We start from the raw sequence: 26572 nt of genomic DNA on the forward strand, positions 1-26572 counted from the left end.
GGGCTTACAGCCCTAAGACAACGTTGCCATTCGGGCGGTTCGCGAACCGCCCCTACGAGGCCTCTGCTGCTCACCGATAAATCTTCATTTATTGGTTCATATTTGCCAAATTATGAAACAACATTTCCTCTGCACTGTCCAACAATTAGACAATTTCATCCTTATCCGGTGAAAAAAGCGGTTGATTGTTTGGGGTGTCCGACAAAAGGGGATAGTTTTGGTTCATTAATCAAGAGATAGTCATGAAAGCAGTTGCACTTAAACTTGTCCTCCGCAGTTGGTGGCGGAACAAGACGTTTTCCATTATTTCAATCGTCAGCCTTGCCATCGGGATTGCCTGTACAAACCTGTTGGCGGCCTTTGTCATTTATGAATTCAATATAGAGGCAAGTAATCCGGATAAGGACAAGATTGTCTATATGGCGCAAGACTCGCCGATGACATCCGGGGAAGAAGTGTCCTACACCGTAGGCTCTATTGCTCCCCAATTGAAGGAACAATATACGGAGGTGGAAAATTACCTGCGGTTCACGACCCTCTCATGTAAATCCGTAACAATCGGCAACAAACAATATGCCCCTCTGCTCATTCTGACAGCCGATACGACTTTTACGGATTTCTTCTCCTACACGGTACTATACGGAGATCTGCGGACAGCTTTATCTGCGCCTGACAAAGCAGCCATAAGCGAAAGTTGCGCACGCAAGCTATTCGGAAAAACAAATGTAACCGGACAAATCATCACGGCAAACCTGTCTTGGGGAACTCCCGCGACCAGAAGTTTCCAAATAGCCGCAGTCTTTAAGGAGTATCCGCAATCTTTTTTAACCTTCGACATGCTGACCGTCAATGAGCCGGATTTCAATGGCGGTCCCACCCTGCTCAAAGTCACGTCCTCTTTTGATAAAAAGAGCTTTCCTGATAAGTTGAAGAAGGATAAGGTCCCGACCCTCCAGATGGAGAAAGGAAGTTACCATTTCTATTCCCTTCAGGAATCTTATTTCCGGAATTATCCGCAGGAAACAATCCCGTTCATCAACCGGGGCAAGCAAATGCTTCTATATGTAGGACAGATCTCGGCGCTGCTCATCCTGCTGATTGCCTGTTTCAACTATATCAACCTGAGCTTCTCGCGCGTCCTGCAACAGATCCGGATGGTACATACGCAAAAGCTGATGGGAGCAGGACGTCGTGACATCAATCTGCAATTGTTTACCGATACATTCCTGACAGTTCTGGCTTCCTTTCTACTATCCTTACTACTCTCGCATGACCTGATGCCGGTTTTCAACCATATCATGTCGAGCCGGCTTTCTTCCGGGTTCTTTCTGAACGGGCAGGTTCTACCCGTTATTGTCGGACTGATATTGCTACTCTCAACCATTCCGGCACTTTATATGAGCCGGAAAATAACGCGGATGACAGACAGCAGTTACCGCCTCTTTTTCACCGGAAACAAAAAAAGAAGAATTGTAACCCTGCTGTCCATTGCTCAATTCATGATTTCGATAAGCCTGATTATTGCCACCTTCACAGTCCATGCACAGGTCGGACTGGTCCAAAAAAACGGTGACCGTTTTCGTAATTTGATCGAGCTGGGCGACTACTCAACGGATTTTAAATACAGCCAACCTATGTTAGAAGAATTAAAAAGAAGCCCGAACATCCGGGAAGCAGCTCCGGCTCTCGGTTCTATCTACCATGCCATGCTACGGCAAATCATTATCCATAATCCGGACGGCACCGAGAGTTACCAATCCGATATACAGTATATGGGAGATGAGCATCTGCTCCAAACCTTGCAAGTGGACATCAAACAGGGAATGGATCCGCACGAAGCCGTAGAGAAATACGGTACACCGCTTTATATAAACCAGAAGTATGCCGATGTCCTAATCCCGAAAGGAGAAGATCCGGTCGGACAGCCCGCCAGCAAATATGACGAGATGTTTAAAGATACGGATAAGGAAGGAGAAACATCCATCATCTGCGGCATTACGGAGAATATGTATATCAATTCGATGGAAAAAGACGCCTTCCTGACTATTTTCTATCTGGATAACAAAAAGGCGGAAAAGGCTCAATTCATTTATATTCGTCTGGACAATGACCACAAGAAACAAGGATTAGCGGATATAAAAGCGGCATGGGAAAAAGTAAATCCCGGCGAATATTTCACCTACGAGGATGTCTATGCCGGCTTCATGCAACGCAACCGGAAAACCACCGATATGGCGAACCTGCTGTTGATGTATGCCATTATCAGTATATTCCTGACTTGCTTCGGGCTGTTCGGCATGGCGCTGTATGCGACCGAACAACGAACCAAGGAAATAGGAATCCGGAAGGTGAACGGGGCCAGTACAGGAAATATCATGCTGCTGTTGCTCAAACAGTTTGCAGGATGGATTGCGATTGCTTTTGTGATTGCCGTTCCTTTCACCTGGCTTTTGCTGAACCGCTGGCTGGAAGGGTTCGCCAACCGGGTCAGTGTCACGCCGATCCATTTCCTGCTGGGCGGACTGACGGTTCTGGTCATCACTCTGTTGACGGTCGGCTGGCACAGCTACCGGGCGGCATCGGGCAATCCGGTCAAGAGTTTGCGGAGCGAATAGCCTGCCTTAAAATTCGAACCGCACACCGGCCCCGACACCAATCAGTGTCGTATTCTCGGTACGGTAGCTCACCGGCTGGTTGTTGTCGAAATAGTAGGAATAACGCGGTTCCAGGTAAAGGTTCCAATCGCGGTAGACACGGTAAGAGACGCCGATGGAAAGGTTCAGCGATCCTTGCAGGCCGTGGATGCCGGAACGGACTGTTTCCGCTTTGTGTTCATCCAGACGATAAGCTTCCAGGTGGTAAAGGGAACGTAATCCCTTTTCCACCATAAACCTCCGGATACATATATATTCCAATTCGGATTGTCCCACAACTTGACCACCAGGTTAACCGGAATACCTAAATAGTGCAATCCCAACGTAGCCTTATAGCTGACAGCCCCGCTCTCGTTCATCTTGGAATACAGGTAGGTATAGACAAGCCCGCTCTCGAGTGCGATACGGTTGTTCAGGTTCTTCCGGACAGTAAAACCAAATGATAACGGCGGTGCACAATCGACATTGGAGAACGATTCCGGCCCGCGGTCCATATTCCAGTCCGGTTTCTCTTCGATAGGAGGAAAAGGATAGCCGGGATTCGGGTCATTACTGTCTATTCCACCTTGAGATTCGTCCCCCTGCAGGTTCAACCCTAAAGAGACATGTCCGCCCGTTCCCATATTCGCCCCGACTTGCCATTTGCCGCCTTTTGCCTTCGGCTTGTCCACTACAGCAATCAAGTCTCTTGTCCGGCGCCTTTCCGGCTCCGGTCCCTGATGGCGCACGGAAGGCGTTTTAGCAGCCGGCTTCGAAACCGCTGCTTCTGCCGGAAGCCCGACTTCCGCCTCATCGACAGAAGTATCTTCCCAGGCAATCGTGTCTATACGGGCTATCACATCCATCTTCTTCATCGGACGAGCCACCCGTTCCCGCGCCTGACGCGGGATCGCATCTACTCCTGCCGTATCCGGTAAATCTACTTTGCCCGGTTCGGCTTGTTCCACTTCCGACTCAACCTTATCCGCCACTAATCCGTTCGCTTGCGATCCCGCGTCAGGCGCGGGAACGGGTGAGCCAAGACGGATCAGAAGCAGCAATGCAATAACAGCGGCAGCAGCAGTCGCCCAGCCCCCGATCCGCCACAAAGAACGGCGTGGACGTTCGGACACCTTCGCTTCGATCTGTTCCCAGCACCCGCTGTCGACAGGCAGCCGGTGATCTTCCAGTTTTTGCTTCACCTTCAAACTGAACAGGTCTAATTGCTCCTTATGTTCTGTTTCTGCTGACATCGTCTTGCGTTATTAAAGATTGAACCATTTCCTGTAAAGCTTTCCGCGCCCGTGTAAACTGCGAACGGGAAGTGATCTCCTGGATATTCAGCATGGCTGCTATTTCCTTATGCGTATATCCTTCGATAGCATACAGGTTGAAGACTGTCCGGTAGCCGTTAGGCAGCCGGGAGATACATTCCAGCAAATCATCTGCCGAAAGGCGATCCAATACGGATGCATCCGCGTCTTCAACCTGTTCGCCATATTCATCAATCGGGGCACTCAACCGGAGAGCATCGTATTTACGGAGATATTCGAGTGCCGTCGTTACAAAGATCCTTCGCACCCAGGCGCCAAAAGGACCTGTGGCCGAATAGGTCTGTATCTTGGTGAATATTTTGATAAATCCATCCTGAAGCAAGTCACGGGCCGTTTCCCTGTCACGGACGTACCGGGCACATACGCTCATCATGGCAGGTGCGTACAGCTCGTATAATTCTTTACGAGCCGATGTTTCGCCACGCTTACATCCGTCGATTAACAGTTGTTCGTCCATAAATACTTGCTACTCTCTGATTGTATGATGAAAAAGGTTTTCGAATAGTTGCACCAATCTCGATTATTTATACACAAATATCTAAATTTATTTTTATCTTCGCATTATTAAAAGAGTTGATGTATGAAGCGGGGAATAAGTTTAATCATATTATTATTGTGCGCATTCTCTATGCAGGCACAATCGGATCTGACCTGGATCAGAACCGCTGAAGGGAGAATGGTGGTAGTGCCCAAACGGGCGGTATTCGACCTGAACCTGCCCAAGTTCGCATACAGGAATTTCACGCCTTCGGACAGGCAACTGATCGAAGCCAAGTTGCGTGAGTTCATTCCCGACCTGCCGACTTCATCTGTCTTCGACCAGGAACGGCCAATGGATATGATCATTTCATCTTCGGCCTACCAACCTTTTTTCAATCCCTACACGCCGATGCTGCGACGGGTATCGCCGATGGCGCTCGATTTCCACGAGGTATCGGTTGTCCCTGTCAGCGAGCAGTTGGCATTCATCACGAGCGGACAACAATACACATGGCCGGGCGTAGGCGGTCTGACCCGCATTAATACGGAATTGTTATGGACTCACGACCGCTTCTCCCTCTCTGGAGGAGCTTTTGCCGGGCGCTATTTTACGCCTTTCAACCCTTCCCCGCAATTTATGGGCGGCTTCAATGCGATGGCAAGTTACGACGTAACGGACTGGATGACGGTCAGGGGATGGGGGCAATATACCTTCTATGAATCCAAAGAGAAAAACAACCCGCACCTGATGTTGAACCCGTTCTACAACCACACGAATGTGGGCGGAGCGTTCGAATTTAAAGTGAACGACAACGGTTTCAGGGTCGGAGTAGGAATCAACTACGAATACAATCCGATTCGCGGAAAGATGGAACGCCAGTTCATGTTCTATCCGGCAGGTAAAATCGGTACCTTCCGGATCGGCAACTAAAAAGAGGCATAATTAAACAAATAAACACACAATCAACATGAGAAAAGACAATCTCAGAGCAACATTCCTGTTGCTCCTGATGCTGGTTTTCGGGCTGTCATCCTGCCAGAAAACAGAAACATTCAAAGTATTACAGTTTAACATCTGGCAAGAGGGCACCGTCGTAAAAGGCGGTTTCGACGCACTGGCGGACGAGATTGTCCGCAGCGATGCCGATTTCGTGACCCTGAGTGAGGTACGCAATTACCACAACACCCGCTTTTGCGACCGGATCGTGGAAGCTTTAAAGGAGAGAGGACAGACGTATTATTCTTTCTACACGGAAGATTCGGGACTGCTCAGCCGTTACCCGATTTCGGACAGTACGACCATTTATCCTTTAAACGATGACCGGGGAAGCATGTACCGCCTGGTCACGAAAAAAGGGGAGCAGGAGTTCGCCGTCTACACCACCCACCTGGATTACCGCAACTGCGCTTACTATGACGTTCGCGGCTACAACGGGAATACTTGGGAGAAAGAGGAAGCGGTGACAGACATAGACTCCATCCTGTTCTTGAATCGGGCTTCCGTACGCGATGACGCCATTGCCAAATTCCTGGTCGAAGCAAAAAAAGACCGCGAAGCAGGCCGTATCGTTATCTTGGGCGGCGACTTCAACGAACCTTCGCACCTCGACTGGACGGAAGCGACAAAAGATATGTTCGACCATCACGGCGTTGTCGTTCCCTGGGACTGTTCCATGATGCTGGCAAAAGCAGGTTTCAAGGATTCATATCGCGAAATGTACCCGGACCCGGTCCGCTATCCGGGATTCACCTGCCCGGCAGCCTGCCCGGATGTCGACCTCAAGCGTCTGGTCTGGTCGCCGGAAGCAGACGACCGCGACCGCATAGACTTCATCATGTATGCGCCGTTTGAAGGCCTGTCGCTCACAAACGTTAGCATCATCGGCCCGAAAGGCGATATCCTTCGGGCCGAACGGGTAACGGAAGAAACTTCCGATCCGATCATCGAGCCCCTTGCCATCTGGCCGACCGACCATAAAGCCGTATTGGCGACTTTCACCCTGACCAAATAACACATATAAGCCACGAACAAAATGGACAGACTTAGAAACATCCTCCTTTTCTGCTTTATCTCAGTAGCAGGATTTTCTTGTAAAGAGGCGCAGCAACCCGACTGCAAGATCGACATCCGCTGGAATGACGAGAAACAGGTGATAGACGGTTTCGGCATTGCACAGGCCGGCTGGTCGGACAAGCTCTACGCCCACTTCAAGCGGGAAGAGGTGTTGCAAAAAATGTTCGGGAACGACGGCCTTCGCCTGAGTATCCTACGGGGAGAAATCTTCCCCCATTACTGGGAAAACCGACAGGATAAAGATTTCAACATCGATGACAACATCGACCTTCCCTTGACGGACGGCTTCTTCACGGAAGAATCGGACGATATAAAGCGGCGCGGACAATTATGGATCAGTCGTTATGTCAAAGAAAAATGTAAAACAGATAAGCTGTTCTTTTCCGTCTGGAGCGCTCCGGCTTATATGAAAAGTAACGGAGAGGTTTCACAAGGCGAACTGAATCCGGCCTATAATCAGGCATTTGCCGATTACCTGGTGGCTTTCTATGAAGCCTACAAATCGGTCGGACTGGAACCGTATGCGATCTCGCCCGCCAATGAACCGGGCTATGCCGCCCCCTGGAACTCTTCTTTGTGGACACCCGGCAAGATGGGCGAGTTCATTATGGACTATCTGGGGCCGACTTTCCAAAAGAAAGGCATAGCGGCACATATCGTATTCGGCGAGAATCCTTTCTGGTCAGCCGTCAGCTCACAAGCCGCTTTTATTTCTTCCCGGCATTTCACCGATGCGATCATCAATCGGTATCCTGACATCACCCGCTTCCCGGTAATTGCCGCCGGACACGGATACACGCTACCGGATTCCTATCCGGCACCGAAAGACAGCCTGAAAACACCTATCGAGCCGCTCACAGAAGCCTCAAAAGCAGGCATTCCGGTCTGGCTGACGGAAATCAGTGACACGGAAGCGCTGGACACCACTATCCAAGACGGTATTAAGTGGGCCATCACGTTCCATAAATATCTGACAACGGCAGGTGCAAGCGCCTGTATCTGGTGGGCGGGCGCTCTTCCGGCCGATAATAACGAAGGACTGATCGTACTGAACCCCGACCGGCAGAATTACCGGATGACCAAGCGTTTCTATACATTCGGCAATTTCTCCCGTTACATTCCGGTCGGCAGCAAGCGTATCGGCGTAGAAACGGACCATGCGGCGGACAGCCTGTTCGTCTCCGCCTATAAAAACGGAAACGACTTCACAGTTGTAGCCATTAACCCGACAGCGAGCGACAGACAAACCTGCCTGCAAATGGATAATCGGACATGGAACGGCCAAGTATCCTGCGCCCTCACGGATGAAAAGAACAACTGGAGCAGTTACGAAGCAACAGGAAACCGGATAAAGATACCGGCAAACAGCATATTAACAATCACAGGTTCAATCAAACAATAAATGAAAAAACAACTTTATCTTATCTACGCTCTGCTACTGTCCTTGTTATTTCCGGCCGTAAGCAACGGACAAAGCTCCGGAAAAGAGAAAATGCGGGTTATCTCGTATAATATATGGAACGGTTTCGAGAAAGACGCTTCCCGACGGGAGAACTTCATCAAGTGGGTGAAAGGACAGCAACCGGATATCCTGGCTATGACCGAACTGGTCGGGTTTACGGAAAAAGACCTCGGAGAACTGGCAGCCCAATACGGCCATCCGTATTATGCGATCGTCAAGGAAGAGGGATACCCCGTTGGTGTCACCTCCAACGAACCGATCACGGTTATCAAGAAGCAGGTGGAAGGATTCTGGCATGGCATGCTGCACGTAAAAACACACGGACTGGATATAATCGTAACCCACCTCAGCCCGCATGACTGGAAATTCCGCCTGAAAGAGGCAGGAATGCTAACAAAGTATATACAGGATAACCAACTGGACAATTGCATGGTCATGGGGGATTTCAATTCCTACTCCCCTTTCGATGCCGATTGGGTGGAAACACATACACAACTGATCGAGAATATGCAAAAATGGGATGCCGAACAGGAAACATACCGGAATATGCGTGACGGACGTTTCGATTATTCCGTCCTGTCCAAGTTGCTCTCGACCGGGCTTACCGATGTTTGCCGTATGTATGTCCCGGCAGACAAACGGACGACCTTTCCGGCTGCATTTCTTTACGGATGGCAGCATGGTGACACCCGTCTGCGCGGAATAGGCGAACGGTTGGATTACATTCTGGTTTCTCCGTCCCTTGTTTCCCGATGCATTCATGCGGCTATCCACAACGGGATAGAGGCGGAAGGTATTTCCGACCACTATCCGGTAAGCGTGGATTTGCGAAACAGTAAATAATAAATTGGCGGCTACTCTCCTTCGAACTCTTGAGAATACAGGTAGCCGCCACCCAGAATACCGGTACCGCCTTCCACATTCGAATAGATACGGATCGGTTCGGCAAAGCCAATTTCCGCCAGATCACCGGTGAAGCCGCTTTCGTAGAGGTCGTTCAAGCTCTTCATATAGTTATAGTAGGAGCGGGAGATGGAGTAGACGTAACAGCGATACCTGTAAGGACGGTAGACCACACTCTCGGAATAGCTAAGACTTGTATTCCAGGGAATATTGAGCTGATAACTCTTCCCCTCAAACAATTCATCCGAAAAGACAATTCCGTTATAGCCCCCGACACCGTCATACCCAAGTATCTGGTCGAAGGCGGAGTGTTGGACGGCAAACAAGGGTTCACTCCCGTAGTCCGGGAAGAAAGAATGCCAGACATAAGTCGTATCTTCATCCCCTCCATAGACATTCCCCTGGCGGAGATAGAGCAGGTAATAGTTCTCCTCGCCCGGTTCATCCCGAAGGGTAAACTGCATCTTGTTCGTCTGAGAAACATAAATATAGGTGTAGTCGTCCCCCCAAGAAGAAGTATCCCTCACCGTTTCCTGGATCAGGCGACAGTCCGAGACGGCACAGGGCCGGGGAATCTCCGTAACAGCCTCGGCAGTCTTAAAACCTTCCTTCGAGGCAACAATACGAATCCGGTCGCCGGTGGCCGGGAGATAAAAAAGCGATTTATACCGGATGGTCTCATCCACCGGGTAGCCCCCTTCATTCTTCGTCTCGGTCAGCCGTTCGCGGAACACATCGTTCACATACAGTTCCACATCGGCACCGGAGACATAAACATCCGGAATATCCTCGGTATAAAACCAGGTGCGCGAAAGCTCCACAGCCAACGTATCGCCTTGCAACGCCAGACAATTCAACACCAGTTTCGGGTCCGGCCGCAGGTGTTCCAGGTTGATCTCCCGCTCGCAACCGTAAAAGACGAACGACATTAAAGCCAACAGGCTGATACTATATCTCAGATTCATATTCATCATCATTTAAAACTTATAGGTGTATGAAACCGACGGGATAATCGGGAAGATACCGACCGACTTGAATGCATTCCGATAGGTCGTCCCATTCTCTGACGTCTTATCTTTCACATCACCCTTGTAAACCATAATCGGATTCATCCGGCAATAGACATTATAAATGCTGACATTCCAGATCCCCATCCGTCCCTTTTTCTTAGGACGGTAGATATTAATACCCAGATCCAGGCGGTGATAAGCAGGGAGCTGATAGTTATTGCGCTTGTCGTAATAATCCTCGCCGACCGTCCCCCAGGAAGACGTTTCACCCGGCAGGTGCAGGTGATCGTTGGGCCGGAAGTTCTCGAGCGACAGCGTCGTATAGTTGCCGGACGAATAGGTCCAGGCAGCCGACAGCTCCACCTTGTCCGACAGCTTGTGCATCGCCACGATGTTCAGCTTATGCCGGTTGTCATAGCGGGAAGGATAGCGCAGGCCTTCGTTGATCTCGTCGAAGCGGCGGTCCGCCCAGGCCAGCGAATAGCCCACCCAGCCGGTCGTCCGTCCCGTCTGCTTGCGGACCATGAATTCGAGTCCGTAGGCACGTCCTTCGCCGACAGCCATCTTATCCTCCCACGAGACGGACGAGGGGATCAGGCTATAGCCATCCTTATATTCCAGCAGGTTGTTCATCTTCTTATAATAGCCTTCGACGGAGAAGTCCAGCAACCGGTTCCAGTTATAGTAGGCACCCAATGAAACCTGGTCGCTGACAAGCGGCTTCAGGCGACTGGTCACCGGCATCCAGGAGTCGGTCGGGAGATCCATAAAGCTATTACTGATCAGGTGTACATACTGGTTCATCCGGGAATAGGAAGCCTTCAAGCTGAGATCCCGCGAAAGCAACCAGCGCAGGGAGACACGCGGTTCGAGTCCCGTATAGGTCTTGCCCTCCACATTGAACAGGCTGAAGCGCAAACCGGCATTCAGGCGGAAGGCATCGGATATCTCCCAGTCGTCCTCGGCATAGGCAGCTGCTTCATGCGCCCACAGATGCTCGTCGGTGAAGGTCTGGCCGATCTGCATCGAGTCGGGCTTATCGCTGTCTAACGCCTTCAACCGGTTATATTCCGGCTCGAAATAGTGTGCCAGATAGTCCGCTCCGAAGCGGATATGATGCGCTGCCACCGGCTGATAGTCGAAAGCGGTCCGGACACCGAAATCGGTGATGCCGGTCCGGTTCATCGTCTGGTCCAACGCATGCCGGTAGTATTCTTCACCCTCATAGCCGGAGATTTTCTCCTCGCTATAGCTGATCTTGGAACGGTAACGAGTATAGAAACCGGAGAGCTTTCCGAACAGCTTGTTACTGAACGCATAGGTCCATCCGGCGGACGCGACCAGGTTTCCCCAGCGCATATAGGAGTCCTGTGTATTCAGATAGCCCTCCCAGTCGTCCTTATTCTTCGCCTTCAGCACATCATTCCCGTTGTAGAGGCTCAGATACATCCGGCTCTTCTCACTGAAACGGTGGTCGATGCGGGCGTTCAGGTCATGAAAAGCATACCGGACTTTCAGGGTGTTCCCGTCCTTCTTCTTATGGTTAATGATCGCCATTGCCGGAGTCGTCAACACATCCAGCCAGGTACGGCGGAGAGCGATATTGAAAGAGGTATGATCTTTCCAGATCGGACCTTCCAGATTCAGGTTGCCGGAGATAAGCCCCAACGAGGCGCTACCGTGAAACTCCTTCATATTCCCCTCCTTCGTCTGTACATCGACGACAGAGGACAGGCGCCCGCCGTAGCGAGCCGGGAATCCCGCCTTGAAGAAGTTCATCCCCTTGATCGCTTCATTGTTGAAGGCGGAGAAAAAGCCGCCGATATGGTTCACCTGATAAACCGGGTTGCCGTCGATCAGGAACAGGTTCTCATCCGAATTACCGCCCCGGACATACAATCCGGAGATGCCTTCCGTCCCAACAGACACACCGGGTGTCAGTTGCAGGGTACGGATGATATCGGCCTCGCCCATTAAGGTCGGGGTTGCACGTATCGTGGCATGGCTGACTTCCATTGCCCCCATCTGCGTGTTGCGGACCGTCTGCCGATTCGTTTCCGAAGCGGTCACCAGTACTTCCTTAATCGCCGCATTAGGTTGGAGCACGATGGCCAGCACCGTATCTTGTATCAGGGAAGGAATTGTAAACGAACGGCTTTCGTAGCCGATATACGATGTTTGCAGACGAACGGGAATGCCGTTGCTGCCCGACGGGATTGTCAACGAGAGGCTAAAGAAGCCGTAGGCATTGGTCGCCACCCCGCTCAGGCTGTTCACATCATAGACAGAAGCCCCGACCAGGGATTCCGATGAGGTCTGATCCCTCACAAAACCGCTGATCGTGACTTGTCTGGGTTTCCGTTTCAGAACGACAATGTTTCCTGTCCTCTTGTACACGATCGGATAGGCCCGGAAAAGCTGCTCCAGGCAATCGTCAAGTGCTGCATCCTCTACTTTGAAACTTGTCTTCTGAAACTCCTTCAACAAAGATGATTCATACGAAAAAGTCACTCCGGCCTGCTTCCCGACCTCCGTCAGAACATCTTTCAGAGGCACTTTCTGCATATTCAATGTAACCGTTCGAACATCATCTCCACTGTTTGCCTGCGCCATCAACTTCCCCGACATGGATAAACAAATCAACCACACAAAAACGCAGGCAAACCATCCTCTCTTCATAAACTTCTTCATTCACTCTTTATTGATCTTTCAAAGATAAGACAGGAAAGTGGGAAAAACCCCTATCCTGTCCGGGGAAAAATGTCGCGTGTACTGTGACTATGGCCAAAAAGGATTGTCGAAGGGAGTCCAAGGTTCCGTATCTCCGAAGGGCATCGTGAAGCGGTGGTGGTAGAGCTGGCAACCGGCGACGATGCCGAAACCGTCCTTTACATTCGTATAGGTAGCAGTCGGTTCGACCAACCCGTCCAGATAGGCATCGCCCAGCGAGATGGATAAATTACGGACGACGGTCAAGTACTGATAATAATCGGACGAGACGGTCATCAGCCGGACATCGTAGTGCACAATAGTCGTGACCGAATCTCCTTTATATGAATCGTAGACGGGATAAAAGGACGACCGGACGGTATATTCTTCGCCATCGAACGTATCGTCGGGGAAAGTCCCCCGGCAGGTGTAACCGTCCAACTGCTCTATCGTCGGATTCGTGGTAGTCAAACGAAAGACGGGGTCTTCATATTTCAAGTTGAACTGCTCCACGATGTACATGTCGGTCTGGTACATGGAGCTGCTGACGATGACGCTGTCCCCCTTGATATACTCGGTCTGCTTCTCGACAATCAGGCGATAATAATTCCGCTTACCCGCCTCATCCCGGAAACGGATGTAGAGGCGTAAATGGGGCATCATACCCCAATAGTGCTCGGGAGCAATATAGCGGACCGTATCGACCGACAATACCTCCGGCCGGCCAGGCATGACAGTTTCTCCTTCCACCGGATCGAAACCAGGCGCAGAAGCAACTAACCTCAAGCGGTCACCCACCCCCGCACGGCATCCGGGCAAGACATACTGTCCCGCAAATTTAGTGTCGGTAACCGGCTGCATCGTCCCCTTTAAGCGGTCGTTGATATAGACCTGGATATTCCCGCCGGTAACGCCGTCATTCGTAACCGTGTCGAGGATAAACCAGCTTTTAGACAGAAAGGCAGTCACATCCGCATCCGATGTAACAGAAGCGTTCAACACTAAACGTGGAGGTACGCGCGGCAAATCCAACGGCACATCCCGGGTACAGGAGGCCAGCAAAACCAGAAGGGGTATGAACAATATATTTCTCATCTTCATCAGAATTTATAGGTGTATGACAGAGAAGGAACGAAGAGGAACAGCAAGGTCTGCTCCAGGACTGCCTCCCGGCCATTCTCGGTAGTATAGAAACGGGGACGGACAGAGAACGGGTTCGGCTTGAAGTAAGCATTACAGAGGCTCAGGTTCCAGATTCCCATCCGCCCGTTTTTCTTGTAGCGATAGAAGTTCGCGCCCAGGTCCAGGCGATGGTAGGGTGAAAGCTGGTAATTGTTACGCGAACTGGCACTCGTGCCCTCGCCTGTGCCGCCATACCACCAGAATTCCTGCCGGTATCCGTTTTCGGTGTAATCCGGCGAAGAGCGGTAATACATATCCTGGATCGTGACGTGATTGCCGGACTTGTACATCCAGGCAGCCGTCAGCTCCACCTTTCGGGAAAGTTTGTAGGACGCAACGATATCGATCTTATGCCGGTTGTCATATTTGGAGGGGAAACGGACACCTTTGTTCACCGATCCATCCGGGAACCAGCGGTCGGACCAGGAAAGCGTATAACCGATCCAGCCGTTAAACCGCCCGGTCTTCTTCTGCGCCATCAGCTCCAGCCCGTAGGAACGGCCTTTGCCCACTCCTACCCGGTCTTCCCAACCGGAAAAAGCCGGCACGACCAAGCTGTTGTCTTTATATTCCACCAGATTATTCATCCGCTTGTAATAACCCTCCGCCGAAAAGTCGAACCCTTTATAATGCCAGAACAGGCCGCCGGTCACCTGGTGCGCACTCATCGGACGGATCTGCCCCGTCACCGGAACCCAGATGTCCGTAGGCTGGCTGATATAGCTGTTGGACAGCAGATGGATATACTGGTTCATCTTCGTATAGGAGGCCTTGACCGACACCCGCCGTCCTAACAGGTAACGGGCGGAAAAACGGGGTTGTAAGGACTGATAGGTTTCGCCCTGCACGTGGAAGAGCGTGAGCCGCAGGCCGGCATTCACCCGGAGGCGGTCGGTCAGTGTCATCTCGTCTTCTGCGTACGCCGAGACTTCATGCCCGTGAATCAGGGAGTGGGAAAAGACGGTGTTGTTCTTTTGCGTGATGACCGAATCTTTGTACCAGGAACTCATGTTGCTTTGTTCCGGGCGGAAGATATGGAAAAGGTAGTCACCTCCCATCCGGATCCGGTGGTCGGCGTTGGGGCGATAGTCGAAGGAAGCGCGGAGGCTGACGTCCTCCATTGCCGAACGGTAATGCCCTTCCTGGAAATACACCTGGTCTCCCCTGTCGTGGAAGGCCATAAACGTATTTTGTTTCTGGATGATATGGGAGCGATAGCGGGTGTAGCCTCCCGTGAATGTGGCAAACAGCTTCTTATTGATCACGTAGTTCCATCCGGCAGACCCGATCAGGTTTCCCCAGCGCCAGCGGAAATCGCGGTCTTCCCCATGTATGTCTTTCGAATCCTCCCCGTTCCGGTAGCTGTCGCTGCCCATATAGAAACTGAGGTAGGCACGGCTCTTGTCCGAGAAAGAATAGTCCACTTTGGCATTCATATCATAGAAATGGTAGCCGCCTTTCAGGTCGGTATCCGAACTGCTGGGCACCGCCTTCATGAGAGGCCAGGTGATCAGTTCCATCCAGGTACGGCGCACGGAGACGTTGAAAGAAGAACGGTCTTTAATGATCGGCCCTTCCAGGTTGGCACGCGCGGCCAGCAGTCCAATCGAGACATTCCCGTGATACTCCTTCCGGTTTCCCTCGTTTGTACGGACGTCTATAACGGAAGAAAGTCTCCCGCCGTATTCCGCCGGAAAACTTCCCTTGTAAAAAGTCGTATTCTTCACCGCATCCGGATTGAAAGCCGAGAAGAATCCGAGTACATGATTCGTATGGTAAATCGGGTTCCCGTCCAGCAGGTAGAGGTTATCATCCCCATCGCCTCCCCGCACAAACAGCCCGCTCATTCCTTCCGTCCCGACTGTCGTCCCCGGCAATCGCTGCAAGGTTTTGACAACATCCGCCTCACCTAAAAGCGCCGGCAGCGACTTCACCCGGCTGACCGGAATATCGACCACCCCTACCCGGCTGTTCAGTACGTCAGACCTCGGCAGGATTCCTTGCACGACTACTTCACCCAAGGTCCCCGCCGCTTTCAAAGGCAGGTCGACCAGCGTATCTTTAGTCAGTTCAAAAGTGACGGTATAACGCTCATACCCGACATAGGAAGAGGACAACTCCACTTTTCCGGGTGGCAGCGTGATACTATAGAAACCGTAGTTATTGGAGACAGAACCTTTCCCGGAAACCCGCTCGATCACGGTTGCAGAGATCAAGCTCTCGTAGGAAGCGGAATCACGGATAAAACCGCTGATCGTGTACAGGCGGGGTTTCTGCTTCAGGATCACATATTGCCCTGTCACCCGGTAGACAAGCGGCAGCGGGTCAAACAGCCGTTTCAGGCAATAGGACAGAGATTCTTCGTGCACCGTCAGCGAAACCTTCTGATATTCTTTCAGCATGGACGATTCATATGAAAAGAAGATCCCGGTCTGCTTCTCTATCTCCAACAGGATGTCCTGGAGCGGTACATTCCGCATATCCAGTGTCACAGCGGGAGTCGGATCGACAGACAGAGCCGGAAAACCTGTTGCCCGAAGCAACGGACAGCAGATACAAAGCCCTATAACAAATAGGTAAACACGATACATACTTATTTTCTTTTATCTGCCCGGGAGACAAGACGGATATCCAATGTCTGATTAATTACCATCAGAACTTCGTCGAGGGGCAGGTCATTGAATGTAGCAGTCAATCTGGAATCCGGAGAATCCACCTTATTCGTAATCTCCACATGGTAATAATCATTCAGGTCCTCGATCACCTTATCCAAAGGGGTATCGTTGAAGCGCAACTGCTTCGTCTTCCAGGAAAGATTATTAGGGTTTTCCTCCGTCAGTATCTCGATCTCCTTCTTTTCGTTGGAATAAGAGGCCGACATTCCGGCGGTCAGGACGACCGGATCGGGCTCTTTTCCGGCGGTAAAACGGACTTTACCGGTAACGACATTCACTTCCGTGCTGCCCGGCTGTTCGTTCACCTGGAAACTGGTTCCCAACACCGTTACCTCCGTCAGAGCCGTATGGACAGAAAAGGGGCGTGCCTCATTCCGCATCACCTGGAAAAAAGCTTTTCCAGTCATCTCCACCACACGCCGTTCCTTTCCATATATCTTTGCATCATACCGGAGCGTCGAGCCTCCCGCCATCGCCACCAACGTGCTGTCCGGCAGATAGACATCCTTCAGCTGTCCCGGTGCGGTTACGACAGACACCCATTCGGGTTTGCTCCGTTCCGTCATATAAAGCGTACCGAATCCAACCAGCAAGAGCATGACAGAGGCTGCCGCCATCCAGTAACGGCGGAAAGACACCTTGCGGCGAATACCTTGCCGGGCGGCGAACCGCTCCCAGGCTTTATCCGTATCCAGGCTTCCCTCTTTGTAGCGCCGGGCTACAAAACGGAGGCGTTTTTCAAATCTGTCATCTTGCTCGTTATTCATCTTCCTACTGTTATTTGCCTAACTTAAACTTATACCCGACAGACAGGCTGAGGGTGTGATACTTCGCTCCGCACTTGTCATATTCGAACTCCTTCCCCAGATCGAGTTCATAACCGGCATTCATCACCCACTGTTTTGCCTCTATCCCCACCTGAAACGAGACGCCCCAGTCAAAAGGATGATCATTCATCTCCGCAGAGGTATAACCGGTACCCACTCCGCTCCAACCTTCGCCATAATGGCCTCCGGAAGCCGTCTCACCTGGTCGGTAATGCATCTGGGACACCTCCCATCTATCCGTCATCGAGCAGGCGATGTAAGGACCGGCTGCCAGATTCAGGCTGACGTCATCCGCCAGGCGGATCGAGAGGTTCGCCATCACCGGCATCTGCAGGAAGTGGCGGTTACTCTTGACACTGTACTCTCCGAACATCGCGTTTTCAGGAGCCGATACCCCTTCGATCACACTAACCTGTCCGAACAACAGACCCTTGTAAGAAAATCCCCGCTGCGTATAATACAAACCCGATTTCACGGAGAACCATCCCGGTATCACGTCATATCCGACTCCTATACCGACTTTCCAACGGCTGTCCCAAGGTTTATTCACCAAAGAAGCGTCAACCCGGTTTATAGCCGTCATTCCCACTTCCGGTGTCAGCGACCAACGTTGTGCATTCACTGATACTGCACACATCATCAACATCACAAATAATACGAATTTCTTCATCTCTCTTTTTCAGCTTTAGTGATACAAACATTTTAAACTTTCTAACACTAAGACTAAGAAATCTGAAAAAACCCCTATCCACTCAGGAAAAAAAGAAACAATAAATCCGTACGGCAGTCTCCCGCAACGTCTTCAACGCTTTGCCTATCTGGTTCTCGACTGTTTTAATCGATATATTCAGCTCCTCCGCAATCTCCTGGTATTTCAATCCGTCCCGTTTGGAAAGCAGAAATATCTTTTTCCGCTCGGGAGGCAATTCGTCGATAGCCGCCCAGAGACGGGCGTCGCGCTCGGACTGGTACATCTGTTCCTCCTCCGACGTGTCTTCCATATCGGCAAGGAACTCTGTCGTCTGTCCGGTATCGGCGGACTGGGCGATAAGTGTGAGGGAACGGTTTCGTACAGCCTGGTACAGATAAGATTTAAAGTTGGCAATCGCCACGTTATGGCTACATTTATCCCAAACATCGGCAAATGCTTGCTGCACGACATCTTCGGCATCTTCCGTCTTTTCGGTAAAACGAAGTGCAAACATGCATAAGGGCCTGTAAAGGTCCTTGAAAATACGTTCAAATTCTCCCGCAGATATTGCCGCCATACGTTTGTTACTTGTCTCTATTCACTGCAAAGTAAAGCAGTTTTCCATTTAACAATCCGATTTTCAGGTTATTTATTATGATTTTAATAAAATATATCGTATTCCGGAGAGGTATAGGTATTTTATACAAAAAGACATGAAAAAGGGCAGGTTAAACACCTACCCTTCCAATTATCTTCTTATTAAGAATGGACTTATCCTCTGAAGCCGATAATCTCGCGAACCTCACGCAAGGTCTTCGCTGCGCTTTCGCTGGCTCTTTCAGCACCCATGCGGGCTACCTTTTCCATATATTCCTCATTGGAACGGATGTCCAGGATACGTTCGCGTATCGGAGCGCAGAAATTGGCGATGTCTTCAGCCAACTGCTTCTTCAAGTCTCCATAGCGGATCTCGCAATTGTTATATTTCTCGTTGAAGAAATCGTATGTGTCCTTTGTCGATACAATCTCCATCATCGTGAACAGATTGGCGATCGGTTCGGGCTTCACGCTGTTCGGCTCCGTTGGGCCGGCATCGGTCACTGCCTTCATCACCTTCTTTTTGATCGTCTTCTCGTCGTCGATCAGGTAGATTGCATTTCCCTCGCTCTTTCCCATCTTGCCGGAACCGTCCAGGCCGGGCACCTTGATCGCCTTATGCGAATAGTAGAAAGAGGCGGGTTCCGGGAAAAACTCGACTCCGAACGTAGAATTGAAACGGCGGGCAAAACGGCGGGCCATCTCCATATTCTGTTCCTGGTCTTTTCCGACCGGCACTTTTACTGCCTTATGAATAATAATGTCGGCAGCCATCAGAGTCGGATAGGTCAGCAAGCCAGCGCTTACGCTGTGCTTGTTGCTTTCGTTGAAGATTTCCTTTTCCACATCGCCTTCCGTTGTTTCCACCCGGTCGATATGCAGCTGTTGGCGTGCCTTGTCTTTAAACGAAGTCGTACGCATCAGTTCACCGATCCCGGCATTCATATTCAGATACAGATACAACTCGGCCACCTCACGCACATCGCTCTGGATATAAATTGTCGCTTTTTCCGGATCGATGCCGCAGGCCAGATATTCGGCCAGGATCGTTTTCACGCTGTTACGGATATTATCGGGATGCGGATGTGTAGTCAACGAGTGCCAATCTGCAATGAAGAAAAAGCAATTATACTCATTTTGCATTTGCAAAAATCCTTTTACTGCTCCGAAGTAATTCCCCAGATGCAAATTACCGGTTGGGCGGATGCCACTTACTACTGTTTCCATTTTCTTTCTAAATCAATTTGTTTATTCAAGTGGGGCAAAGATAGTAATTATTTTCCAGAGTTATAATTCTCTAACTTCGATCCGCAGTACTTGCAATACTCCGCCAGCTCTTCGTGCCCGTCCTGATGGCAATTCGGACATTTATAACGGCTTCTTTTCCGCTGTTCCCCGACCATCGTCGCCGACACGATCCCTGTCGGGACCGCAATAATCGTGTAGCCGATCAGCATCACGATAGCCGAAAGAAAACGTCCGGCAGGCGTAACGGGTGTTATATCGCCATACCCGACAGTCGTCATCGTCACAATCGCCCAATAGATACTGTTCGGTATGTTATTAAACTGCGTTCCGGGTTGGTTCCCTTCTATCATATACATGATCGTCCCGATCGAAGTGACCAGGATCAGCACGAAAAAGAAAAAGACGAAAATCTTGGGTGCACTGATCCGGAGCGATTTCAACAACAGATTCCCTTCCTTCAGGAAATTAAACAGCTTGAACACACGGAAGACCCGAATCAACCGGAATGCCCGGATCACAATCAGATAGCGCGTACCGGCAAAGAAAAAACTGAGGTAGACCGGTAGTGTCGCCAGTAAATCGACAATCCCGAAGAAGCTGAAAATATACTTTTTAGGCCGTGGCGAACAATAGATCCGGACCAGGTATTCAAAAGTAAAGAAAGCGGTAAACACATATTCCAAAATACGCAATGCAAACGTGTAATGATAAGAAAACGACTGTATGCTCTCCAATATCACCACCACCACACTTGCAATAATAAACCCGATCAAACAAGTATCAAACAGTTTTCCCTTCGGTGTATCCGACTCGAATATAATCACATACAACTTCCTCTTCAAGTCCTCATCATGAAGAAAAGCATCCACACGCTCCCGCAATTTCGTAAAAAGTCCCATAATCAGAATCTTTATCTTATAGTTGGTTCCACTAAGTTCCTTACCATCTCTTACCTTACTTCTATTTCTGGCATTTGCCTTTTCAAAAATTCAATTATTTTATCAATCACTTCCGGATTTTGCTTTATCAGCTCACTACTATGCCCATTTTCCACAAGATATAATTCCGCTTTGATTTGCTTCTCGGTCAAGAGTGTGTAAAAGTCATTTACCTGTTGCAAATCGACCAAACGGTCATTTTTAGCATGAATAATCAAAGTCGGCGGAAAATTAGGTTTTACATTGCTGGCCAATGTATATCTTTCTAACTTTTCCGGTTCCTTTGCAGGATCAAAACCAAAAATCTCATACAATGCTAACCGGTTTTTCCCAAGAAATCTCCATAACTCCATCCTACTATCATAATTTCCGTACGAAACCACAGAATCCTTGACAATGTCATACGGTCCGGGGCGGTTTAACACATCTAAATCCCCCATCTGAATATTTGCCGTGGAAAATCCGGTCGGCGTTGAAATAGCGACAATAGCATCCGGCATCAGATCTCCGTCAAAACCGGAAGAGAGAGCCAGATATCCCCCCGAAGATCCTCCTGCTACTGCAACCTTAGCGGTATCAATATTATATTTTTGTTGCCCGTTTAGCTTAATCCACTTAATAACATCACTCACATCCTTAAGCATTTCATCAAGTTTTGTTTCCGGAGCTAATCTATAATCAGCCGCCACAACTGCATAACCATTGGCAAGGAGATTTTCCTTAAGAGGAATATCCAATCCCTGGTCTCTGTTTCCAAACATAAACCCGCCACCGTGAAAATACACCAAAACAGGATGCTTTTCCTGCGAAACAGGCAAGAATATATTTGCCTTTATAGCATGTCCTTTAACCGTTTTATATACAAACTCCTGTTTTTCATATTGAACATTCCGGGAAAATGCATTTGTATAATAAATTAGTAATAATCCGGTTAGCAGAAATAAATGTCTTAATTTCATATCGTCAATAATTTAATTTGAAGTACGATCTTCTTTACATACATTACAAATATAGCAAATATTTGAGAAACAGGCGTTACAAATCTTTAAGCTACCCGGTGCAACAGACTCTATTTTTCCAAAAATCCATATTACCCAAAGAGCATTGTCATTTTTGTTGCAATTATGGCTAATTTTAAGCCTCTCGCAAATCGGGGAAATTGACAATAACCCCTTTTTGACGTCCAAAAAGCGGATTAACATTTGTTTTATTTCGGATGTCTTTCGAACCGAAAAAATACGTTTTATACAATAAGCCCCCCAGAAATAGTTGAAAATTAAGAGTTGAAAATTGAAAGTTAAAAGAGGCCGTTCCGTTATAGCAAACAATACTTGCATCAATAATAATGAATAACTAACACAGCAGGCTTGCTTGTGAAAGTTGGCCTGCTTACTTTTGTACCCGCATTTAAACTGAGAAAAGACAAAAGAATGGAAAAAGAGACTATGACAGACAGGGAAGTGTTGTTGCTGCGCAGAAAACTGGATTTATTGCTTCGTACCGGGAAATTATTGATGGAGAGTGCTGCCGACACGAACCGTATCGAGCGAAACATGAAACGGGTGGCTGCTTTTATGGGGATTCCGGAAGAGAAACTTCATCTGGATATCCGGTGGACGATGATAATGGTGAACGTGAGTGATGAGAAGCATTCATTTTCCAAATTCCAGAAATGCGAGAAACATGGTATCAATATGACGACCATTACGGAGATCAGCCATTTGTCGTGGAATGCGATCGAGCAGGACTATTCGCTGGACAGATATGAAGAGGAACTGGAAAAGATTGCGGCCAAACCGCGTAATTATGTGCCTTACCTTATTGCCATAGGCGCCGGATTTGCTTGTGGCGGCTTCTGTAAGCTGTTCGGTTGCGACTGGATTGCGTTTTTGTTTGCTTCGATTTGTGCTTTCATCGGGTTCCGGGTCCGGGCGCGTTGCATCGAATTTGGAATTAATGTATATATGAGCATCGCGCTTGCGGCGTTTGTTTCGACCTGCTTAGCCTACGCTTCTTCCTTTTCGGGTTTGTCGGCAACACCTTACCATCCGCTCTTGGCCTGTGCCCTGTTTATCGTGCCGGGTGTGCCGTTGATTAATTTCGTGGATGATATGATCGACAATCATTTGCTTGTCGGCATCACACGGGCGGCTAATACGATGATGATGGTCGGGGCGATGACTTTCGGTATTGCTTTCGCCATGCGGGTGTTAGTGATGAATGATGTGGCGATCGACCATAAGTTCAGTGAATTGAGCATGGTACCCCATGATCCGTATTATGTCTATGCCATTGCCGCCGCGATTGCAGCAATGGGATTCTCCATGATCTTCAATATCCAGCGTCGCCTGCTGTGGGTCGTAGCTTTAGGGGGTATTTTGGCAGTGTGTACCCGTAACTTTGTGAACTTCGAATTGGGTTACGGCCCGGTGATCGGTTCGTTTATGGGCAGTTTTGTCGTGAGTCTGATTGCGGTAAAAGCGGTTCATTGGTTTGATGTGCCCAACCACGTCCTAACAATTCCTTCTGTGATTCCGATGATTCCAGGAGTTCTGATGTATCGCTCGATGTTAGGATTTATCAATCTGCACGGAGTGATCGGCGAAGTGACGAATGCTTTTGCCAATGGTATGAATTCGGCCCTGATTATCCTTTGTATTTCATTGGGAGTTGCAGTTCCGAACATCTTTGCCCGCCGTTACATAGCCAAAGACCGCCAGCGTTACCTCGAGGAAGAACTGGAGAAACGCCGGCAGCGTGGGAAGTTTATTGAATGGTAAGAAATTTACAATCCATAATTCAATTCCACGCAAACAACTTTCTTCGCTTTCAGGGAGGCTTTTACGTCGATCAGACGCTGGTTGCTGCTGCCCCGGAAGAGGAGGCTTTCGTCGCGAAGGGTTTGTTTAAATTTGCCGTCTACTAACACGTCGATATAGTTGAGCAGTTCTGCTTGTTTCGGATTATTCAGAAGACGTTCGAACGTGTAGCCGGTGTAACACCAGATGTTTTTCCGGCTTTTTTCTTTGATAGCCCGCGCCAGCTCGGTAAAACCTTCGGGCTGGAACATCGGATCGCCCCCGCTGAAGGTGACGTTGGCGAAGTCGTCGGCCAGGACCTTTTCCAGGATATGCTCCGTCGGAACTTGTTTCCCTTTCTTTATATCCCACGATTCGGGATTATGACAACCCGGGCAGGCGTTCGGGCAGCCTGCCGCATAGATCGCGGTCCGGAAACCCGGACCGTCGACGGTTGTATCTTCTATGATGTCGATAATGGAAAGCATCTTTATAATTGAAAATTGAGAATTGAAAATTAGTTTGTTGCATTTCAATTCTCAATGGCTTGTTATTAATTGGGTTTTCAACTATGAACGACGCGGTCGTTCAACTCCGCCAGTTTGGCATTGTTCCAGCGGTCTGTCGTGCCGACCAGGTAACCGGTGATGCGCTGTAGCTTGTCGAGATGGGTGCTGCCGCATTTCGGACAGGCCTCGAGGTTGGTTTCCGCATTCTCATAACCGCAGTCCAGGCAGCGGTTACGGTTATGGTTGACTGAGCCGTAACCGATGTTGTAGCGGTCCATCATGTCGACTACCTGCATGATCACTTCCGGGTTGTGGGTGGCGTCTCCGTCCATCTCTACATAGAAGATGTGTCCGCCACGCGTCAGGTCGTGATAAGGCGCCTCCACTTCCGCTTTATGGCGGGCGCTGCATTTGTAGTAAACCGGGACATGGTTGGAGTTCGTATAATAGTCACGGTCTGTAATACCGAGCAATAAACCGAACTTTTTGCGGTCACGGCCGGTAAACTTGCCTGACAGGCCTTCTGCCGGAGTCGCCAGTACGCTGTAGTTATGCTGGTATTCTTCGGAGAACTGGTTTACGCGGTCACGCATATAAGTGACGATTCTCAATCCTAACTCCTGCGATGCTGCATCCTCCCCATGATGTTTGCCGGTGAGGGCGACGAGGCATTCTGCCAGGCCGATGAAGCCGATACCCAATGTGCCCTGGTTGATAACCGGTGCGATCGTGTCGTTCGGTTTCAGCTTTTCGCTGCCGAGCCAAAGGGAAGACATCAGTAACGGGAATTGCTTCGCATAGGCTGTTTTCTGAAATTCCATCCGTTCGTGCAGCTGACGGGCTGTCACTTCCAGCATATGGTCGAACTTGGCAAAGAACAGGGCGATCCGTTCTTCCTGATTCTCGACCTGCATACATTCGATAGCCAGACGCACGATGTTGATTGTCGAGAAAGATATATTCCCGCGGCCGATGGAAGTCTTCGGCCCGAAGCGGTTTTCGAATACACGCGTACGACATCCCATCGTAGCCACTTCATGGATATAACGTTGCGGATCGTCCGCCCGCCATTCTTCACTTTGGTTGAAAGTAGCATCCAGGTTGAGGAAGTTCGGGAAGAAACGGCGTGCCGTCACCTTGCAGGCAAGTTGGTAGAGGTCGTAGTTGCGGTCTTCCGGCAAGTAGCTCACGCCGCGTTTCTTTTTCCATATCTGGATCGGGAAGATAGCCGTTTCACCGTTACCGACACCGCGGTATGTGCTTTTCAGTATCTCGCGGATGATGCAGCGGCCTTCGGCCGAAGTGTCCGTCCCATAGTTGATGGAGCTGAAAACCACCTGATTGCCACCCCGTGAATGGATCGTGTTCATATTGTGGATAAACGCTTCCATCGACTGGTGCACGCGGCTGACAGTCTTGTTCACGGCATGCTGTATGATGCGGTCGTCTCCGCTCAGTCCATCCAGCGGACGGGTGATATAGTCGTCCAGCTCTTTTTCATATAGATGGGAATAATCTTGCCCGTTGAGGTCTTCCAGATTCTTCAATTCCTCAATAAAACTGTTGCGCACGTATGGGGCGAGATAGAAGTCGAACGCCGGGATCGCCTGTCCGCCGTGCATTTCGTTCTGGGCTGTTTCAAGCGAGATACACCCCAAGATGCTGGCCGTTTCGATTCGTTTTGCCGGGCGTGATTCGCCGTGTCCGGCGGAAAAACCGTATTTCAGAATGCGGTCAAGCGGATGCTGTACGCACGTGAGGCTCTTAGTCGGATAATAGTCCTTATCATGGATATGCAAATAGTTATTTTCCACAGCTTCCTTGACCTCTTCACTCAACAGGTAATCGTCTACGAACGGTTTGGTCGTCTCGCTGGAAAACTTCATCATCATACCAGCAGGCGTGTCGGCATTCATATTGGCATTCTCGCGGGTAATATCGTTAGACTTGATGTTTATGATTTCCAGGAACATATCGCGCGTCTTTGCTTTACGAGCGATGCTTCGCTGGTTACGGTAGGCGATGTATTTTTGTGCAACATCCTTGCGGCTACTGTTCATCAGTTCCAGTTCGACAGCATCCTGGATGGCTTCGACTGTCATTTGCGTGTTACCTTTAAATGAAATGTGATCGGTGATCTGGCGTACTAACTCCCGGTCTTCTCCGATTTCAGTGTGCAACATGGCTTTACGGATGGCTGTCGCGATCTTTTCTTCGTTAAACCCGACGATGCGTCCGTCCCGTTTGATAACTGTTTGAATCATGATAATTGCTATTGAGGATTATATGTTTTATTTGCTGCAAAAGTATACAGTATAAGTATGCGGTGAACTTTTTGGAAAACTTTTGTGTGGTTAAATAATGTCAATACACTGATATACAGTGACGGTTATTATTAAAATGGAAAACTTTTATGTTTTGAAGATTTATTTGTTTGTCAAAATGGTTTATTTATTGTGGACTACTGTTCCCGCGCTTGACGCGGGATCGCATTAAAACCGA

Annotated in this window: 22 protein-coding genes; 7 read left to right on the plus strand and 15 right to left on the minus strand. The window is 49.6% G+C overall.

Features of this window, described 5'->3' with window-relative positions:
• Together DW083_RS22935 and DW083_RS13710 are read left to right on the plus strand one after the other, a co-directional pair.
• On the plus strand, positions 1–240 hold a 240-nt coding region (locus DW083_RS22935), incomplete at its 5' end, for a hypothetical protein (RefSeq protein WP_233552209.1).
• A 2-nt stretch (positions 241–242) separates the two neighbouring features.
• Positions 243–2615 carry an ABC transporter permease gene (locus DW083_RS13710; RefSeq protein ID WP_122332745.1) on the plus strand — a complete coding sequence of 791 codons (2373 nt, stop codon included), beginning with the start codon at positions 243–245 and terminating at the stop codon, positions 2613–2615.
• Positions 2616–2621: 6 nt separating this feature from the next.
• Here DW083_RS13710 and DW083_RS22940 read toward each other — a convergent pair whose 3' ends face one another.
• From DW083_RS22940 to DW083_RS13720, 3 genes are read right to left on the minus strand one after another with little or no spacing between them, the layout of a single operon-like run.
• Positions 2622–2888, minus strand: coding sequence for a hypothetical protein (locus DW083_RS22940; protein ID WP_233552210.1), 267 nt, complete (start codon positions 2886–2888; stop codon positions 2622–2624).
• Positions 2780–3886: a PorT family protein gene (locus DW083_RS13715; protein ID WP_233552211.1), complete on the minus strand. Its 1107-nt coding sequence runs from the start codon at positions 3884–3886 to the stop codon at positions 2780–2782. Before DW083_RS13715 ends, DW083_RS22940 begins: the two co-directional genes overlap by 109 nt.
• Positions 3864–4424, minus strand: a complete 561-nt coding sequence (locus DW083_RS13720) for an RNA polymerase sigma factor (RefSeq protein ID WP_115500065.1) — start codon at positions 4422–4424, stop codon at positions 3864–3866. Before DW083_RS13720 ends, DW083_RS13715 begins: the two co-directional genes overlap by 23 nt.
• Before the next feature lie 123 nt (positions 4425–4547).
• Here DW083_RS13720 and DW083_RS13725 point away from each other — a divergent pair, with 123 nt between their 5' ends.
• From DW083_RS13725 to DW083_RS13740, 4 genes are read left to right on the plus strand one after another with little or no spacing between them, the layout of a single operon-like run.
• The gene (locus DW083_RS13725; RefSeq protein WP_122332746.1) at positions 4548–5378 is read left to right on the plus strand and encodes a hypothetical protein; all 831 of its coding nucleotides are present in this window, start codon (positions 4548–4550) and stop codon (positions 5376–5378) included.
• A 37-nt stretch (positions 5379–5415) separates the two neighbouring features.
• Positions 5416–6459, plus strand: coding sequence for an endonuclease/exonuclease/phosphatase family protein (locus DW083_RS13730; RefSeq protein ID WP_122332747.1), 1044 nt, complete (start codon positions 5416–5418; stop codon positions 6457–6459).
• 21 nt (positions 6460–6480) lie between these two features.
• Entirely contained in the window at positions 6481–7923 is a 1443-nt protein-coding gene (locus tag DW083_RS13735) for a glycoside hydrolase (protein WP_122332748.1), read from the plus strand.
• Positions 7924–8826, plus strand: a complete 903-nt coding sequence (locus DW083_RS13740) for an endonuclease/exonuclease/phosphatase family protein (RefSeq protein ID WP_122332749.1) — start codon at positions 7924–7926, stop codon at positions 8824–8826.
• An 11-nt stretch (positions 8827–8837) separates the two neighbouring features.
• On the opposite strand, the gene DW083_RS13745 is transcribed toward DW083_RS13740, so the two are convergent.
• From DW083_RS13745 to DW083_RS13790, 10 genes are all read right to left on the minus strand, one after another.
• The gene (locus DW083_RS13745) at positions 8838–9851 is read right to left on the minus strand and encodes a DUF4249 domain-containing protein (protein ID WP_233552212.1); all 1014 of its coding nucleotides are present in this window, start codon (positions 9849–9851) and stop codon (positions 8838–8840) included.
• 12 nt (positions 9852–9863) lie between these two features.
• Positions 9864–12587 carry a TonB-dependent receptor gene (locus DW083_RS13750; RefSeq protein ID WP_122332750.1) on the minus strand — a complete coding sequence of 908 codons (2724 nt, stop codon included), beginning with the start codon at positions 12585–12587 and terminating at the stop codon, positions 9864–9866.
• A gap of 87 nt (positions 12588–12674) precedes the next feature.
• Positions 12675–13700 carry a DUF4249 domain-containing protein gene (locus tag DW083_RS13755; protein WP_122332789.1) on the minus strand — a complete coding sequence of 342 codons (1026 nt, stop codon included), beginning with the start codon at positions 13698–13700 and terminating at the stop codon, positions 12675–12677.
• Between the two features lie 5 nt (positions 13701–13705).
• Positions 13706–16378 (minus strand): TonB-dependent receptor, encoded by a 2673-nt coding sequence (locus DW083_RS13760; RefSeq protein ID WP_122332751.1) that lies wholly within the window; start codon positions 16376–16378, stop codon positions 13706–13708.
• A gap of 2 nt (positions 16379–16380) precedes the next feature.
• On the minus strand, positions 16381–17229 hold the full coding sequence (locus tag DW083_RS13765; protein WP_122332752.1) for a FecR family protein: 849 nt from the start codon (positions 17227–17229) through the stop codon (positions 16381–16383).
• Between the two features lie 10 nt (positions 17230–17239).
• A complete protein-coding gene (locus tag DW083_RS13770; protein ID WP_115500057.1) occupies positions 17240–17959 on the minus strand; it encodes an outer membrane beta-barrel protein in 720 nt (239 codons plus the stop codon).
• An 82-nt stretch (positions 17960–18041) separates the two neighbouring features.
• Entirely contained in the window at positions 18042–18557 is a 516-nt protein-coding gene (locus DW083_RS13775) for an RNA polymerase sigma-70 factor (RefSeq protein ID WP_115500056.1), read from the minus strand.
• A 194-nt stretch (positions 18558–18751) separates the two neighbouring features.
• A complete protein-coding gene (gene trpS / locus DW083_RS13780) occupies positions 18752–19804 on the minus strand; it encodes a tryptophan--tRNA ligase (RefSeq protein WP_115500055.1) in 1053 nt (350 codons plus the stop codon).
• 47 nt (positions 19805–19851) lie between these two features.
• Positions 19852–20724, minus strand: a complete 873-nt coding sequence (locus tag DW083_RS13785) for an ion transporter (RefSeq protein WP_115500054.1) — start codon at positions 20722–20724, stop codon at positions 19852–19854.
• 50 nt (positions 20725–20774) lie between these two features.
• Positions 20775–21722 (minus strand): alpha/beta hydrolase, encoded by a 948-nt coding sequence (locus tag DW083_RS13790; protein WP_122332753.1) that lies wholly within the window; start codon positions 21720–21722, stop codon positions 20775–20777.
• A gap of 471 nt (positions 21723–22193) precedes the next feature.
• On the opposite strand from DW083_RS13790, the gene DW083_RS13795 reads away from it, so the two are divergent.
• Positions 22194–23543 (plus strand): threonine/serine exporter ThrE family protein, encoded by a 1350-nt coding sequence (locus DW083_RS13795; protein ID WP_122332754.1) that lies wholly within the window; start codon positions 22194–22196, stop codon positions 23541–23543.
• 5 nt (positions 23544–23548) lie between these two features.
• Here the strand turns inward: DW083_RS13795 and nrdG are convergent, their stop codons facing one another.
• Both nrdG and DW083_RS13805 read right to left on the minus strand, forming a co-directional pair.
• Positions 23549–24049, minus strand: a complete 501-nt coding sequence (nrdG, locus tag DW083_RS13800; RefSeq protein WP_122332755.1) for an anaerobic ribonucleoside-triphosphate reductase activating protein — start codon at positions 24047–24049, stop codon at positions 23549–23551.
• A 77-nt stretch (positions 24050–24126) separates the two neighbouring features.
• On the minus strand, positions 24127–26334 hold the full coding sequence (locus DW083_RS13805; RefSeq protein ID WP_122332756.1) for an anaerobic ribonucleoside triphosphate reductase: 2208 nt from the start codon (positions 26332–26334) through the stop codon (positions 24127–24129).
• Positions 26335–26572: the final 238 nt, after the last annotated feature.

Origin of the sequence: Parabacteroides sp. AF48-14 (genome assembly GCF_003477465.1) — a bacterium.
Classification (GTDB): domain Bacteria; phylum Bacteroidota; class Bacteroidia; order Bacteroidales; family Tannerellaceae; genus Parabacteroides; species Parabacteroides acidifaciens.